The organism is Bacillus cereus group sp. MYBK216-1 (genome assembly GCF_051916495.1).
In the GTDB taxonomy this organism is placed as follows: domain Bacteria; phylum Bacillota; class Bacilli; order Bacillales; family Bacillaceae_G; genus Bacillus_A; species Bacillus_A thuringiensis_K.
Genome location: NZ_JBQAGT010000015.1, coordinates 1 through 15,556 on the forward strand (window position 1 = coordinate 1; position 15,556 = coordinate 15,556).

Sequence of the window (15,556 nt, forward strand, 5' to 3'; positions counted from 1 at the left end):
ATAAAAGAATTAAGGCAAAATTAAAGGGTATGAGCCCAGTACAATACCGGGCTCATACCCTAGAGGCTGCCTAATGAAACGACCTGTCTAACTTTCGGGGGTCACTTCAATCTTTTAGGATGGCTTCTTTATTTTGCTAGCTTAATTAATCACTTACTTCAATAGAATCGATAGCTTACTCTGCCTCAAACCGATAAACAACTTTTCATTTCAAACAAGTTTAACAACAGCTCCCTTTACAACCAATAAGAAGAATAACTCCCCAGCACAGTAACAGAAAAACCGAGTGCTTCAAGTTCCATCGTTACGCCTGGCAATAATACGTCATCATATGCTTTATCGACATCGATTAAGAAAAAGTAATTTCCAAGACCTGTTTTCATCGGACGCGATTCGATTTTTGATAAGTTTAATTTTCTCCATGCAAAAGCTGATAACACTTGATATAGGGCACCTGCATAATCTGCAGGTAACGTTATCATAAGCGTCGTTTTCTCTCCGCGGTTCTCTCCGTTATTCGGGAGTACTGCTTTCTTTTTCTTATGGAGTACTAGGAAACGTGTGTGATTATTTTTATGCGTATGAATGCTACGCCTCACAATTGTTAATCCATATTTTTCTGCAGCTGCTTCATTTGCAATAGCGGCAATTTTCTCTTCAGGATGTTCTTTCACATATTGCGCAGCGGCACTTGTGGATGTCATATCTCGAACAGTTACTCCTTTTAATTCTTCATTTAAAAATTTATGGCACTGTGCAATGGCATGCGGATGAGAATGCACCGCATATACTTCATCCCACACTTCTGCATACTGCGGATGTACAAGTAAATGCTGCTGAATTGGTACTGTAATTTCTCCTACAATGGAAAGCGGCTGCTCATGTACAAGATAATCAACCGTTATATTCACTGAACCTTCTATTGCATTTTCTAACGGTACAACTGCGAAGTCTACATTTTCATTTGCAGCTGCATCTATACAATCTGGAATCGTTCGATACGGTACATGCTCTGCTTCTGGAAAAAAACGACTCACCGCCATATTTGTAAATGTTGCTTCTGGTCCTAAATATCCTACTCGAATCATCGTCTTTTCCCCTCTTTTTCGTTTTCTTACTGTTATACCATACTTTTTTATATTCTTCTATGTAAATTTCTAATATTAAAAAAAGACTGGCTTTCGCTAGTCTAAATGTTTCTTATATTCTCTTTGAGCGAAGAAGAAATAAATGATACATGCTGCGATATAAAACAGAATGAACAAACCTACTTTTCTTAATGATCCATCCATAAAAAGCGTATTATGAAACGTATATAACGCAACTGCACTATGCATACTCCCTACTATAATTGGCGCAAAAAATAGCATACATAATTGCCAACGAGAAATTTTCCATACTTCTTCCTTCGTCATTCCAAGTTTAGAGAGTGCACCATACTGCTTTCGGTCCGATGCAATATTATGGAACCATTTAAAATACACGATACTACATGAAGTAAGAAAAAATAATATACTAATAAATGAGCCTACAAATAGAGTAATATCGCCGCCTTCTTTCATATTTACATATAACTCCATATTGCTTCGAAATGCATTATTATCTTGTTTCATATGTTTCCGTAAATCTTCATTTAATTTCTTCGTCTTTTCGATATTTGGTAATGTGTAGCCTCTATATATCATTTTTTCAGAATCAGGAACCTGATTTGCTATACTGTCAAAATCTTCATCATTCATAACGAAGAACAGACCATTAATGTACGAGGGATGATGGTTAAATTGAACACCTTCTTTCTGACCGTTAAATACGAATTGATATGGTTGATTCATTACTTGCAATTGAATCTCTTTTTGATTATATACATTCGAATTATTGTATTTATTATAATAAACGAGTGTCACTGTACCTTTTTTAGGACGATACGTTTTCTGTTTTTGTTTCCTCGCTTCTTGGTTATATTCACTTTCTTTTATAAGCGGTGCTATTGTTGTTTCTCCCTTATTAGACTGAAAGGATGCATACACTCCAATAAAACTCATATATTGAAAATCATCATACTCATATTGATGCAGTAATTTTTCAACCGCACCTTCCTCAAAGACCTCATGAGTAGAAATACCTTTTTCTATGTACGAAAACGAGTGTACCCCTCCAGTTCGCCACATATCTTGCATGCTAGAAAAATATAAAAACACCGTACCTGTTGCTGTAACTACAAACGTCGTTGCCATAGACATCAGAAAGAAAAAGCGACCATTTTCCTTCATTCGATGTGACAATTGATTCACTATAAATAAATATGGATATGTATACATAATCTTTTTATTTCGCTTTATCATTTCTAACACTTGGGTAGCTCCATGCGCGAAAGAAAAGTACGTTCCAAAAAAGACAAGTATAGACACAGGGAAAAAGTATATCACTATCGTAGCCATCGTCACTTGTAGCGCCAACGCATACCCGCCCACTAAACAAGCAAAACCGAATAAACAAAGCCACTTTGATGTTTTTTTCTCTTTTTTATCTGTTCGAAATTCTTTCAATAACCGAATGATTTTTATATTCCATATACGTAAAGCACTTATAAAAGATAACAAAATAAAAACGACCATATATGTAATAAATGTTACACCAATCGCCCTTACGTCAAATATAACAGGTAGTTCTTTCGGAAGCCCCAGTAACATACTAAATACCATAAAAAAGAGTTTTAAAAATATCATACCAAGCCCAATACCGAAAATATTCGCGAAGACCCCGATTAAAATTTGCTCGGTCATAATCACTCCTATTACGTTAGACTTCGTTGCTCCCATTAACATATATAACCCTAATTCTTTCTTACGTGCTTCTATGAAAATAGAAGTAGAGTACAAAATAAATATGACGAAAAAAGAAATGATTATAACATTACATATGATAAGTCCCCAGCGTACGTTTTGATACCACATCGTCTCTTGCATATATGGATGCACAATGACAGACATATATGCGTAAGAAGCAAATATTGCAAAACAACTACTTAAGAAAAACACTTTATAATTACGCCAATTTCCTTTTATATTTTGCAGCGCTAGTTGCCGAATGTTCATCTATCGTCCTCCTGTAACTTACTACATTGGCAAAAAGCTAGAGATTCCCCTAGCTTTTTACGTGTTTTAAATATCCTCTTTGCGCGATCATAAAGTAAATGGCAGAAGCTAAAATGTATGCTCCAATTACAAGCGCACCTGATTTCCACAAATCAATATAAAGCATTTTCCCTAACGTATGAAGAGCAACTCCACTATGAATGGAACCGATTAAAATTGGGATAAAGAAGATAACTCCCATTTGTCGAATCGCAATTTTGCGAATTTCTTTATCTGTCATACCGATTCTCTTTAACGATTTAAATTGAATACGATCTTGTTCTTTATCGTTAAACCATTTAAAGTATGTCATACTACAAGCGAAGAAGAAGAACAGTACCGCTACGAAGAAACCGATGAACATTGTAATTGCTCCACCTTCTCTTATATCCTTATACGCAAACACTGAATTTCTCAATTCCCCTTGCTTTTCTGGTGCAATTTCATTTTTCAAATCTAATACAAGATCTTCTGTACTTTTCCAATCCTCAATATAATAACCATAATATTTCGTCTTTTCTTCATCTGGTACGAGTTTTGCATATTTCTCAAAATCTTGATCATTTACAACGAGATATTCACTATCATTAAAAACAGAAAATGAAGTTGGGCTATTTAGCTGAACAGACTGCTTTTGTCCGTTCATTGTAAATTCATACGGTTTCGTACGATCTATCTTCATCAGTTCATTTGCCATATCGACCATAACCATCGTTGCACTACCTGGTACATTATGAACTTCTGTAACTTGCTCTCTCTTTTGTTTGCGCACTTCTGCATTATATTCTTTTTCTGAAATAATCGTGATCGGCACTTCATGTTCACCGTTAAAAAACGTTACTTTCTGTGTTGCCGGTAGTTTTATGTATGTTACTTTTCGCGCATCTTCAAACCCGTGTCTCTTCACAAGCTCCTGTACCTTTTCTTCATTAATAAGGCTATGCGTATTTAACCCCTTTTCCTCATATGAAATAGCATGTGGAGTTTTGACTACCGTTTTATAACTCATATCCTCAAAATATACGTAAAGCGTGCCAACGGTCGAGGATACAATCGCCGTAATAATAGAAATTACAAATAGAAAACGAGCATTATCTTTCATTTTATAAATAAGGTTGCTAAGAACAAACATATTTGGATATGTATAGAAAGATTGCTTTCTTTTTTGTAATGCTTTTAATACAACTGTACTACCTTGTGTAAATAGTAAATACGTTCCGCCAATTGTCAGTCCTACCACCGGTAAAAAGAGGATGAGGAAATTCAGAAACGTTACTTGGAAGCTAAGTACATATGCAGCAATAATACATCCTATACCAACTATACTTAACCATGTAAATGCAAACGGCTCTACTTTTTGCTTTCTTGCCTCTCTTAATAAATCAATAATTTGCAAGCGTCCTACTGTCCAAACACTAAACAATGACAGGATTAAAAATAGAATAAAGTATACACCAGCTGTAATAAGAACTGCTTTACTATTCCAAACGAGTGGAAGTGTCTTATCTATTTTTAATAATACGCTTAACGCTTGGAAAAATAATTTTGAACAAAGCATTCCAACCCCAATACCAACTACAATTGCAATACTACCTAACATCAGTTGCTCTAATATAATCATTCGGCCGAGCTGCGATTTCGTTCCGCCTATTAATGTTAGTAGGCCAAACTCTTTTTTTCTTGCTCGTAAAAACGTTGAATTTGCATATAAAATAAAGAGTGCCGAGAAGATGACCACAATATAATTCATCGATTCTAATCCTTTTGTGATCATCTTTCTCATACTAATATTACCGCTTACGACATCTGGATGATAAATAAAAGAAGCATACATGAAAAATACGACAATCGATAAACAACTACTTATAAGAAACGCTTTATAGTTACGCCAATTTCCTTTTACGTTATTAAGCGCGAGCTGGCGAAAGTTCATGATATTCTCCTCCTAGCATCGCAAGTACGTCCAGAATTTCTTGGAAAAAGGCTTGTTTCGTTCTTCCTTTATGTATTTCTGAGAAAATTTCTCCGTCGCGAATGAATAGAATACGTTCGCAATAACTCGCTGCTACTGGATCATGCGTTACCATTGCAATTGTCACTTTCTTTTGTTCATGTAAGTCTTGCAACGCGCTCATTAATGATTTTGCTGACTTCGAATCTAAGTTTCCAGTCGGCTCATCTGCTAAAATTAACGTAGGCTCATGAATGATCGCTCTCGCAGCTGCTGCACGTTGCTGTTGTCCGCCTGATACTTCGTATACTTTTTTATTTAAAATTTCTTCGATGTTTAAAAACTTCGCAATTTCCAGTACTTTCGCATCGATTTCATTTACAGATTTCTTCGCCATTACAAGTGGTAAAATAATGTTTTCTTTAATGGATAACGTATCAAGTAAGTTAAAATCTTGGAAGATGAACCCTAAATGTGTACGGCGAAACTCCGCTAATTTTGCAGCACGCATTTGATTAATTTCTTCCCCATTTACAAGCACATGACCTGAAGTTTGCTTATCAATTGTCGCCAATAAATTTAAAAGCGTTGTTTTCCCGCTTCCCGAAGGACCCATAATCCCTACAAATTCGCCTTCTTCTATTTTAAAATTTATATCATTTAAAGCAGTCGTCGCTACTGAACCTTTTGATTGGTACACCTTCGTTAATCCTTTTACTTCAAGAACACTCATTTCTAATCCCCCTATGTGTTTTCTTCTTACATTTACTATAAGAAAAATAAGAAAAAGAAACGAGTGATTTCCCTTACAAAACGTTTTGTTATCTTACAGTTTTGTCATTTTTCTCATTAATGTATGATATTCTTCATCTTTTGCAAATTGGAACGTAAATGTCGTCCCTTCTCCTTCAACCGATTGCACATAAATACCGTGATGTAAATTATCGCAAATTTCCTTCGTAATATATAAACCCATCCCAGTCGCTTCTCTCGTTTTACGGCCATTTATCCCCGTAAAGAATGGATCAAATATACGCTTTACATCTTGCTCTGGAATACCGATTCCATTGTCCTTAATATGTAATAACACTTTTTGATCTTTCTCTTCAATTTGAAATTGAATTTCCTTTTTCTCTGCTTCTGAAATTTTCGTATACTTAATTGCATTTACAACGATTTGACCTATAGCAATACTGAGCCATTTTCTATCAGATGCAACCATACAAGTATCTTCTTGAAACATCACTTTCGGAAATACAGACGATTGAATGAAGGATTTTCGATTTTCATTAATAATACCTCGCACTACATCTATAACATTTACTACTTCTACCTTATAATCTTTCGCAAACTGTTCTAGTCTTGCCATATGTAACGCTAAATCTAAACCATTTAGTATGCGGTTATTTTCTTCACGGATACTTTCAACTGTTACTCTTGCCTCACGATGCTCTTTGCCAAACTTCTGCAACAATAATTCAATAACAGATACTGGTGTTTTCATTTGGTGAATCCATTGGTTCATAAATATCATTTGCTGTTGCTCTTTCGCATGCTGTTTATGAACTTCATTCATATATTGCTGTCTTAATAACGTAAAAGATTCAACGACCATTTCTTGCTCTGATGTATAAGATTCATCAATAAGTAAAGAGTCATGTAATGTATTTCCGCCAGTAACGTACTTTTCGATCCTCTTTAAAAACACACTCCGTTTTCGGTAATCGTAAATGAGGTATACAGTAAATACAACAGTTCCTAATAAAAGTCCATATAACCACGTACTCCAATCAATGGATTCCTTTTCTAAAAGACTTTGCAACTGCAGTACAAGCCCAAATAAACAAAGGCTAACAATATAAGAAAGAATTAAAGAAAAGCGGTCCATGAAGTAATTTTTAACCTTCATGCCCTTCGCCCCACTCCGTAAGAAGCGCATAACCATATCCACGTTTCGTTACAATTGCATTTTTAATGCCTAACTCCTCTAGTTTCTTCCTTACACGTTTTACATTTACGGTTAATGTATTATCATCCACAAATGCTACTTCATCCCATAGAGCTTCTAACAGTTCTTCGCGCGTTACATATTGATTCACTTGTTTCATTAAACACTCTAATAAGTAGAACTCATTTTTTGTCAGTTCAGTTTGTTGTCCCTGCCACTCAACAATATGCTGAGACGGGAATAACAACAGTCCATTTACACCTAAACAATCATTCTCAGCAGCAGAAGCATACTCTCCATAACCACGGCGAAGTGCACTCTTCACCTTTGCCATTACGATATCTAAATGGAATGGCTTTGTAATATAATCATCGCCGCCATTTTCAATCGCCATTACTTGATCCATTTCTCCTGTTCTTGCAGAAACAAAAATAATTGGCGCATTCGATACAGTACGAATTTGACGACACCAATAAAAACCGTCAAAGTACGGTAAATTAATATCAAGTAACACGAGATGAGGATTCACTTTTACAAACTCATCTTTTATTTGACGTAAATCACTTGCTCTAAATGATTGATAGCCATACCTTTCTAAATGCTCTTCTAATATTCCCGCGATTTTCTCATCATCTTCTACAATTAATATTTTATACATGTTCGTTTTCTCCCCATAAAAAAATTCTTCTAAAACCACTCCCCTTTTTATTATAAATTGAAAATTTAATTAGTGGGGATTTTTTCCTGTACAAATCCGATTTTTGCGATATAAAAAAGACTGCCGTATTTCGGCAGTCTTAATCGATAAATTCAAATTCATATTCAAGAATTTTTACAATATCTCCGTCTTTCGCGCCACGTGCACGAAGCGCTTCATCAATACCCATTCCGCGCATTTGACGAGCGAAACGACGTACAGATTCATCACGTGAGAAGTCTGTCATCTTGAATGTTTTCTCGATATCGTAACCAGAGATAACAAACGTGCCATCACTTTCACGTGTAATTTCAAATTTAACACCTTCAGTATCAAATTTGTACATTACACTTGTATCAGACTCATCCGCAACTTCATGTATTGGGAATTCTGGTGTTGTTTCTATTAAGTTCGCTACTTCAAACAGTAAGTCACGAACACCTTGTCTTGTTACAGCTGAGATTGGGAAGATTTTTACTTCGTCTCCCACTTTCTCTTTAAATGCTTGTAAGTTTTCTTCTGCATCTGGCATATCCATTTTGTTTGCAACAACAACTTGTGGACGCTCAGTTAAGCGAAGATTGTATTCTTTTAATTCATTATTAATCGTTACGTAATCTTCATATGGATCACGGCCTTCTAAACCAGACATATCAATAACATGCACGATTACACGTGTACGCTCAATATGACGTAAGAATTGGTGTCCAAGTCCGACGCCAGCATGTGCGCCTTCAATTAGTCCTGGAAGGTCAGCCATAACGAAGCTGCGGTTATCACCAGTTTCAACAACACCAAGATTTGGAACGATTGTTGTGAAGTGATACTCTGCAATTTTCGGACGCGCTGATGATACAACAGATAATAATGTAGATTTACCTACACTTGGGAATCCAACGAGTCCAACGTCTGCTAGTACTTTAAGTTCTAGAATAACATCACGCTCTTGACCTGGTTCCCCGTTCTCAGCGATTTCTGGCGCTGGGTTCGTAGCTGTTGCGAAACGTGAGTTACCACGGCCACCGCGGCCACCTTTTGCAATTACAGCAGTTTGTCCATGCGTTACTAAATCGGCAAGAATTTGACCAGTTTTTTCATCTTTTACTACTGTTCCTGGCGGAACCTTTACAAGTAAATCTTCAGATTTACGTCCGTGCTGACCTTTACTCATTCCGTGCTGACCGCGATCAGCTTTGAAATGACGTTGGTAGCGGAAGTCCATTAATGTACGTAAGCCTTCCTCAACTACGAAAACAACATCTGCACCTTTACCGCCGTCGCCACCTGCTGGGCCACCTTTTGGTACATACTTCTCACGACGATACGCAACCATACCGTTACCACCGTCGCCGCCTTTTACATATATTTTGACCTGATCTACAAACATTATTTCACCACACTTTTTTCAATTGGTTGTAATATAACTGAGACTTCTTCGTCTCGCACTGTATAAGAAATGGAATACCATTTATTGTTTTGGGTCGCAAGCCAATTCTGTAGTTCTTCTACACTCGTTAGCTTACCACGAAAATCAAAAAAGAAACGAGCATTATCCGCGTCACATTCAATTGTGATACAAACATAATTTTCAACATATACGTCTAAACTATGCTGAAGCATCGAGAAAAATTGGTTCGTCCATGTACATACAGTCTCATCTAAGTGAGATAAGTTATGTAATTTCCCTAATACTTCGTACTCCAATAAGCACGGCTGCTGTTTCCAATTATATGTTAAAATCCACTCTGAAAATAAAGGCATTGATAGCCCCATCAGATTGGATTCTTGTCTCGCTTCTTGGACAAAACGATCGATGAGACTATGAATTTCTTCCACTTTTCCAAGGGAAAGGTTTCCTTTCACCATCTGCATACGATTGAGCCAATCATGTCTTGAATGGCGCAATGCATCTATAATTGTCCATTTTTCATTCATTTAGATACCCCTTAATATAGAAAAACTCTAACCTGCACTCAGGTTAGAGTTTTCCGTGAGTTCTTATGCTTCTTGAGCAACAGGATATACGCTCACTTGTTTGCGGTCACGGCCAAGACGCTCAAAGCGTACTACGCCGTCAACTTTCGCGTATAAAGTGTCATCGCCACCACGACCAACGTTAACACCTGGATAAATTTTTGTACCGCGTTGACGGTAAAGAATTGAACCACCTGTAACCGTTTGACCATCTGCGCGTTTAGCACCAAGACGTTTTGACTGAGAGTCACGACCGTTCTTTGTACTACCTACACCTTTCTTAGATGCGAAAAACTGAAGATCTAATCTTAACATACGTTACACCTCCTGCACTTTTTCTATTAAACGGATATACTTTCCGTAATCAAGTTCGATCGTCTTAAGCGAAACAACTAATCCTTCTAAAAGCGTTTGTGCTTTTTCTGCTGCATGAACGTCTAAATCATTAGGCAATTCATACGTTAAGAATCCGCCATCACTTCCGAGTTCAATAGTTGCTTGCACATTACAAAGTTGTTCCACTGCATTTATAGAACCAAACACAACCGCTGTAGTTCCAGCACAGACAAGGTCTTGTCCATGTGGCGCATAATCGGCATGTCCAGTCATTTTAAATGATTGGATACTTCCTAATTTCGTGCGACTTATCGTAATTTTAATCATGTTAACCAGAATTAAGCGTTGATAGCTTCAACAACTAGCTTAGTGTAAGGTTGACGATGACCTTGTTTCTTACGATTGTTCTTTTTCGCTTTGTATTTGAAAACGATAATTTTCTTAGCGCGACCTTGTTTTTCAACTTTCGCAGTAACTGTTGCACCTTCTACAACTGGGCTACCAACTTTAACGTTTTCGCCACCAACGAAAAGAACTTTGTCAAAAGTAACAGTTTCACCAGCTTCAACATCTAATTTTTCAATGTAGATTGCTTGACCAGCTTCAACTTTAATTTGTTTTCCACCTGTTTCGATAATTGCGTACATACTTGCACCTCCTCTTAATTACTAAGACTCGCCAAAAACGAGGTAGACATAAATGCCTTTAGGGAACCTGTCTTGTGCGGTTGTAGCATATAGCCGTTTAGGTGCTATAAACTATAACATAAAGATGTTATCATGAATCATAGACAGTTGTCAATAAATGTTCTGCTAACTATTTTTTCCGTTCTACAATTTCTTTTTTACTTCCAAAACGAACGATAGCATACTTTTCGATATTATCATCTTTGAAATAAATTTCAAATGGAATATTTTTTTGTAATTCTTTTTGCAAAAACTGTTTTTGCAGTTCTTTAGGCGCAGCGATTAATACTGCTTCATCTTCTATATTCCCATATGTGATTAGTTCTCTCTCTAACTCATATGCAATTGTTTCATACGACATCACATAACCCGTCGCTTTGCAAGGTACACACTCTTTTAATAATACGTCCCGTAAAGAATGCTTTTTACGTTTACGTGTCATTTCCAAAATCCCTAGCTCCGTAAAGCCGAGCACCCTTGTATATGTGCGGTCATCTTGCATAGCAGCTATGAGACATTCTCTTACCTTTTCTTTATCTTCTCTTTTTTTCATATTAATAAAATCAATTAATATCATACCACCAATATCACGAAGTCTTAATTGGCGTGCAATTTCTTCAGCTGCCATCTCATTTGTGCGAAGTACTGTATCTTGTAAATTTTGTTTTCCCGTAAACTTGCCCGTATTCACATCAATTACAGTCATCGTCTCCATTTGTTCTACAATTAAATAAGCACCATTTGGAAGCCAAACAATTTTTTGGAGTGCTTTCTCAATTTCACGCTCTATTCCAAAATGGTTAAACATCGAAGACTTTTCATTATAAAAAGATACTTTCTCTTTACCGACCTTTTCTTCTAATTCTTTTACTATACTCCTTGTATCTACAACTACTTTTTCAATCGTCTCAATCGGATTTTCTTGAAATACACGATCTAAAAAAGTTGCCGGTCGATGAAGTAGTAACGGTGCCTTTCCTTGGCTCTCTTTTCTTTTTAACTCTTCATATAACTGCTGTAACCTTTGCATTTCAGCTTGTATTTTTTCAATTTCTCCTTTTTCAGAAGCAGAGCGGAAAATGTATCCCCCCGTTCCCTCTATTTCAATTTGGAGTAACTGTTGTCTTCTTTTATTATTTTTTATTTTTCGAGAAACAGCGCGCATCTCATCAAACGGCATATAAACGACATATTTCCCGGTAAATTCTATATTCGCTGTCAATTTAGGCCCTTTCGTATCAATTGCCTCTTTCACAACTTGTACGAGTATCGCTTGCCCTTCATGTATACGATAAGAAGATGGTACATCATCGTACGAAAGGTAAGCATGCTTTTCTAAACCGATGTTTACAAAAGCTGCATTCATTCCAGCAATTGTTCTTACGACACGCCCAACATAAATATGCCCAACAATCTCTTGCTCTTCATTACGTTTCCATAAAAATTCAACAATCTTTTTCTTCTCTTCAATTGCAACGCGCTTTTCCGAACCAGCGTAATTTACATATAACGTTTTCAAAATTATTTCCTCACTTTATAATCTTCTTTGCTTTTACAATAATAAAAGGTTAGTGCTATCGTCAACACTAACCGATTAATTCTTCAACTGATGAAGTTGTTCGTTTTTCAGTAAAATATGCATAGAGCAATTCATTTTCATCCAATGTGTAATGCTCTTTATATTTTCCACGGACGATAATAGAATGCTTATATCCTCTACGAAATTTTGTGAATATCGTATATAAACGATCTTCCGTTTGCACTTCAATAGGTGCAATCTTTTCGATTCCTCTTTTGTTTCCATAATAACGTTCTAATAAAAAACGCATAAATGCATACCGTCTTTGTTTCCACTCTCGATATAATGACACTGCTAAAAATACGAGTAGTACCCACATCATAATATTGTTACTATTCCAGAGTAACTGCCATCCTAATATTACACCAAAAAAAACACATGACAATTTCATCATCTTTTCATGTGCTTGTAAATAAGGGAAACGATATGATAATACATTAAACAATACTTTCCCGCCATCTAACGGCCAAATAGGGAGTAAATTAAATGCTAAAATAATTATATTATTCCACATAAAGAAATAATATAAATCTGCATTCAGCCAACCGGCTTCGAACAACATATAACCTACCAGCATCATCCAAACATGTTGAATCGGTCCTGCAATTACGACAACAAGTTCCTCTTTCAATGACTTATTACCATGTTCCTCAAGCTCGGCAACGCCACCAAACGGCAAAAGCTGAATTCTTTTTATACGCCAATTATAGTGTGCTGCTGCAAAAGCATGCCCAAGTTCATGAATAAGAACAATACAAAATAACAGTAGTAACTCTTTAAAACGCGCAGTAAAAATACCAATGACAATAATAACCCAAAATAATGGATGCACGGAAATTTTCGTTAAAACGTCCCTATATTTAATCAAATGAGATCACCTGGATCGGATCAATAAATTTTTCATTCTTTTTTATCGCGAAATAAAACTTTCCATTTTTATCATTTGTATCATTACTCACCGTTCCAATTTTTTGTTTCTTTGAAACGTAATCATATAATTTCACTGACATATCATTTAAGTTTGCATACCATGACTCCGTACCATCTGCATGTTGAATTTGAACTGTATTTCCAAGTTCCTCTTTCTTGCCTGCAAAAACAACTAACCCTTCATTCACTGATTCCACTTTTGCATTTGTAGCTGTTTGGACAAATACACCTTGGCCATTTTTTTGAAACCCTTGCATTACCTTTCCAGAAGCAGGAATTGCATAATCTTTTTGCTGAATACTTCCTTCTTTTTTCTCGTTCGGCGAATAGAATACAAGCGGTTTTCCAAATTGCTTTTCGTACCATTTCGCTACAGTAGCAAACTGAAATTCCTCTTTCATCACTTTTTCCGTAACAGCTTTAGCTCCATTAAATGAAGAAGGAGCATTCTTATATAAAATAGCAACCGAAAGAACTAATATTGCTGATAATAAAACTTTGAAGAAAAAGACTTCCTTTCGAAATAAAGGATGCATTTCCTTTTCTCCATCTTCAATAAATACCGCTTCACTATCAAAATTCCCTCCGTTAAAATACTGCTCTTCCTCCATCCTTTCTTGCTCGGCCTTCCTTTTTGCAATCCGCTTTTTAATTTCTTCTACGCGTCTATTCTTCATACTGTCTCCTTTCTTTCGTTAAGCTAATTTCAATAGAAACAGTTGTATACAGTTTGTACATATGTATGAGCTAAGAAAGAAAGATATTCGTGTGAAGAAAAAAGAAAGCACTTCGCATATGTGCGAAGTGCTCTTAACGGATTCCAAAGAAGTTTTTCACCTTTGCAAATACCGATACCTTTTCTTGTTCAAATGCTTGTAATGGTACATTCTCACCTAACAAGCGTCTTGCAATATTACGATAAGCCAACGCTGCTTTTCCGCTTGGTTGCAACGCCACAGGTTCACCTGTATTTGTAGCTCGAATAACTTCATCGTCATCTTCGACAACACCAAGAAGCTCGATTGACAATGTACGTACAATTTCATCAACATCTAACATATCCTGTTCATGAAGCATATGACTACGTACACGGTTAATAACAAGTTTCGGTGGTTCAATATCCTCTTTTTCTAAAAGCCCAATAATACGATCCGCATCGCGCATTGAGGATACTTCTGGAGTCGTAACAACGATTGCTTTATCCGCACCAGCTACCGCATTTTTAAATCCCTGCTCAATCCCCGCAGGACAATCGATTAATATGTAATCATAATCTTGACGTAATACTTGTATTAATTCATCCATTTGTTCAGGTGTTACCGCTGATTTATCACTCGTTTGTGCTGCAGGTAATAAATAAAGATCATCAAAACGTTTGTCTTTAATAAGAGCCTGAGGTAAACGGCAACGCCCTTCAACGACATCAACAAGATCAAATACAATACGATTTTCCAGCCCCATTACTACGTCTAAATTTCGAAGACCGATATCTGTGTCAATTAAGCACACTTTCTTTCCAGATAACGCTAGGGCCGTACCAATGTTCGCAGATGTAGTAGTTTTACCTACTCCGCCTTTTCCAGATGTAATTACTATTGCCTCTCCCACAGCTATACAATTCCCCTTTCTAACTTTGTTAAATTAGGTCTAAGATGAGTGAGAAGTTGCAGGCGATCGACAACAATGTGATTGTTCTCATTAATATACGCACATTCTGCCGCCTCCGCTCCGTCTTCTTTCTCTTCCGGAGCCCGCATTGCCACATCACTAATTCGAAGTTGCATCGGGTTCATAACAGATGCAGCAATTACAGCATCCGAATCCCCATAATACCCAGCATGTGCAATTCCTCTTAATGATCCTACGACAAAAATATTCCCCCCAGCGATAACCGTTCCGCCTGGATTAACATCACCAATTAACAACAAATTTCCTTTTACATGTAAAACTTGTCCAGAGCGAACAATTTTGGAAATAGGGACAATTTCTGTTTCTTCTTTCCAAGCTATTGCTTCTGCTTTAGTGATAACATCACTTTCAATTGAATCCACAACAAGATTCTTTTTATTACGAATTAACGTACGAATCTCTTCTTGTTGGACTTCTGTTAAATAACGATTTCCTACTTTCACATGCACTTCAATTAAAGAGCGCCCATCACCATCGTAGTAATGTGTAGAAAGTTTTTCTTCTAATTCCATCAATAATTCTGAGAATGAACAACAATCATCTAAATGAAGCGTTATCCCATCTTTTGTCCCTTTTATCGTTACATTTTGTTGCTTTTTTTCTTCCACTAAAGTTCACCCCACCGATTCAAT

Annotated in this window: 17 protein-coding genes and 1 other annotated feature; of the genes, 1 reads left to right on the top strand and 16 read right to left on the bottom strand. The window is 36.5% G+C overall.

Features of this window, described 5'->3' with window-relative positions; translation table 11 throughout:
- On the top strand, positions 1 to 74 hold a 74-nt coding region (locus ACTFRH_RS27685), incomplete at its 5' end, for an integrase core domain-containing protein (protein ID WP_228161212.1).
- A gap of 162 nt (positions 75 to 236) precedes the next feature.
- On the opposite strand, the gene pheA is transcribed toward ACTFRH_RS27685, so the two are convergent.
- From pheA to minC, 16 genes are all read right to left on the bottom strand, one after another.
- Positions 237 to 1,088 (bottom strand): prephenate dehydratase, encoded by an 852-nt coding sequence (gene pheA / locus ACTFRH_RS27690; RefSeq protein ID WP_000621701.1) that lies wholly within the window; start codon positions 1,086 to 1,088, stop codon positions 237 to 239.
- A 96-nt stretch (positions 1,089 to 1,184) separates the two neighbouring features.
- Positions 1,185 to 3,095 (bottom strand): ABC transporter permease, encoded by a 1,911-nt coding sequence (locus tag ACTFRH_RS27695; protein ID WP_001026369.1) that lies wholly within the window; start codon positions 3,093 to 3,095, stop codon positions 1,185 to 1,187.
- Between the two features lie 49 nt (positions 3,096 to 3,144).
- The gene (locus ACTFRH_RS27700; protein ID WP_001011428.1) at positions 3,145 to 5,067 is read right to left on the bottom strand and encodes an ABC transporter permease; all 1,923 of its coding nucleotides are present in this window, start codon (positions 5,065 to 5,067) and stop codon (positions 3,145 to 3,147) included.
- On the bottom strand, positions 5,042 to 5,818 hold the full coding sequence (locus tag ACTFRH_RS27705; RefSeq protein ID WP_000114530.1) for an ABC transporter ATP-binding protein: 777 nt from the start codon (positions 5,816 to 5,818) through the stop codon (positions 5,042 to 5,044). The genes ACTFRH_RS27700 and ACTFRH_RS27705 overlap by 26 nt, the downstream gene beginning before the upstream one ends.
- A 93-nt stretch (positions 5,819 to 5,911) precedes the next feature.
- Positions 5,912 to 6,994 (bottom strand): HAMP domain-containing histidine kinase, encoded by a 1,083-nt coding sequence (locus ACTFRH_RS27710; protein ID WP_000865388.1) that lies wholly within the window; start codon positions 6,992 to 6,994, stop codon positions 5,912 to 5,914.
- Positions 6,984 to 7,691, bottom strand: a complete 708-nt coding sequence (locus ACTFRH_RS27715) for a response regulator transcription factor (protein ID WP_002164191.1) — start codon at positions 7,689 to 7,691, stop codon at positions 6,984 to 6,986. The genes ACTFRH_RS27710 and ACTFRH_RS27715 overlap by 11 nt, the downstream gene beginning before the upstream one ends.
- 139 nt (positions 7,692 to 7,830) lie before the next feature.
- Entirely contained in the window at positions 7,831 to 9,117 is a 1,287-nt protein-coding gene (gene obgE, locus ACTFRH_RS27720) for a GTPase ObgE (RefSeq protein ID WP_000497128.1), read from the bottom strand.
- Entirely contained in the window at positions 9,117 to 9,665 is a 549-nt protein-coding gene (locus tag ACTFRH_RS27725) for a sporulation initiation phosphotransferase B (protein WP_001003584.1), read from the bottom strand. The genes obgE and ACTFRH_RS27725 overlap by 1 nt, the downstream gene beginning before the upstream one ends.
- A 63-nt stretch (positions 9,666 to 9,728) precedes the next feature.
- Entirely contained in the window at positions 9,729 to 10,019 is a 291-nt protein-coding gene (rpmA, locus tag ACTFRH_RS27730; protein ID WP_000944958.1) for a 50S ribosomal protein L27, read from the bottom strand.
- A 3-nt stretch (positions 10,020 to 10,022) separates the two neighbouring features.
- The gene (locus ACTFRH_RS27735; protein WP_002164192.1) at positions 10,023 to 10,367 is read right to left on the bottom strand and encodes a ribosomal-processing cysteine protease Prp; all 345 of its coding nucleotides are present in this window, start codon (positions 10,365 to 10,367) and stop codon (positions 10,023 to 10,025) included.
- Between the two features lie 11 nt (positions 10,368 to 10,378).
- Entirely contained in the window at positions 10,379 to 10,687 is a 309-nt protein-coding gene (gene rplU / locus ACTFRH_RS27740; protein WP_000270907.1) for a 50S ribosomal protein L21, read from the bottom strand.
- A 14-nt stretch (positions 10,688 to 10,701) separates the two neighbouring features.
- Positions 10,702 to 10,779: a sequence feature (ribosomal protein L21 leader region), on the bottom strand.
- A 77-nt stretch (positions 10,780 to 10,856) separates the two neighbouring features.
- Positions 10,857 to 12,245 carry an Rne/Rng family ribonuclease gene (locus ACTFRH_RS27745; RefSeq protein ID WP_000855497.1) on the bottom strand — a complete coding sequence of 463 codons (1,389 nt, stop codon included), beginning with the start codon at positions 12,243 to 12,245 and terminating at the stop codon, positions 10,857 to 10,859.
- Between the two features lie 67 nt (positions 12,246 to 12,312).
- The gene (spoIVFB, locus tag ACTFRH_RS27750) at positions 12,313 to 13,173 is read right to left on the bottom strand and encodes a stage IV sporulation intramembrane metalloprotease SpoIVFB (protein ID WP_000599053.1); all 861 of its coding nucleotides are present in this window, start codon (positions 13,171 to 13,173) and stop codon (positions 12,313 to 12,315) included.
- The gene (spoIVFA, locus tag ACTFRH_RS27755) at positions 13,166 to 13,912 is read right to left on the bottom strand and encodes a stage IV sporulation protein SpoIVFA (protein ID WP_000797471.1); all 747 of its coding nucleotides are present in this window, start codon (positions 13,910 to 13,912) and stop codon (positions 13,166 to 13,168) included. Before spoIVFA ends, spoIVFB begins: the two co-directional genes overlap by 8 nt.
- Positions 13,913 to 14,045: 133 nt before the next feature.
- Complete coding sequence (gene minD, locus ACTFRH_RS27760; RefSeq protein ID WP_000503309.1) at positions 14,046 to 14,843, bottom strand: septum site-determining protein MinD; 798 nt, start codon at positions 14,841 to 14,843, stop codon at positions 14,046 to 14,048.
- 2 nt (positions 14,844 to 14,845) lie between these two features.
- On the bottom strand, positions 14,846 to 15,532 hold the full coding sequence (minC, locus tag ACTFRH_RS27765; protein ID WP_000391523.1) for a septum site-determining protein MinC: 687 nt from the start codon (positions 15,530 to 15,532) through the stop codon (positions 14,846 to 14,848).
- Between the last annotated feature and the right edge of the window lie 24 nt (positions 15,533 to 15,556).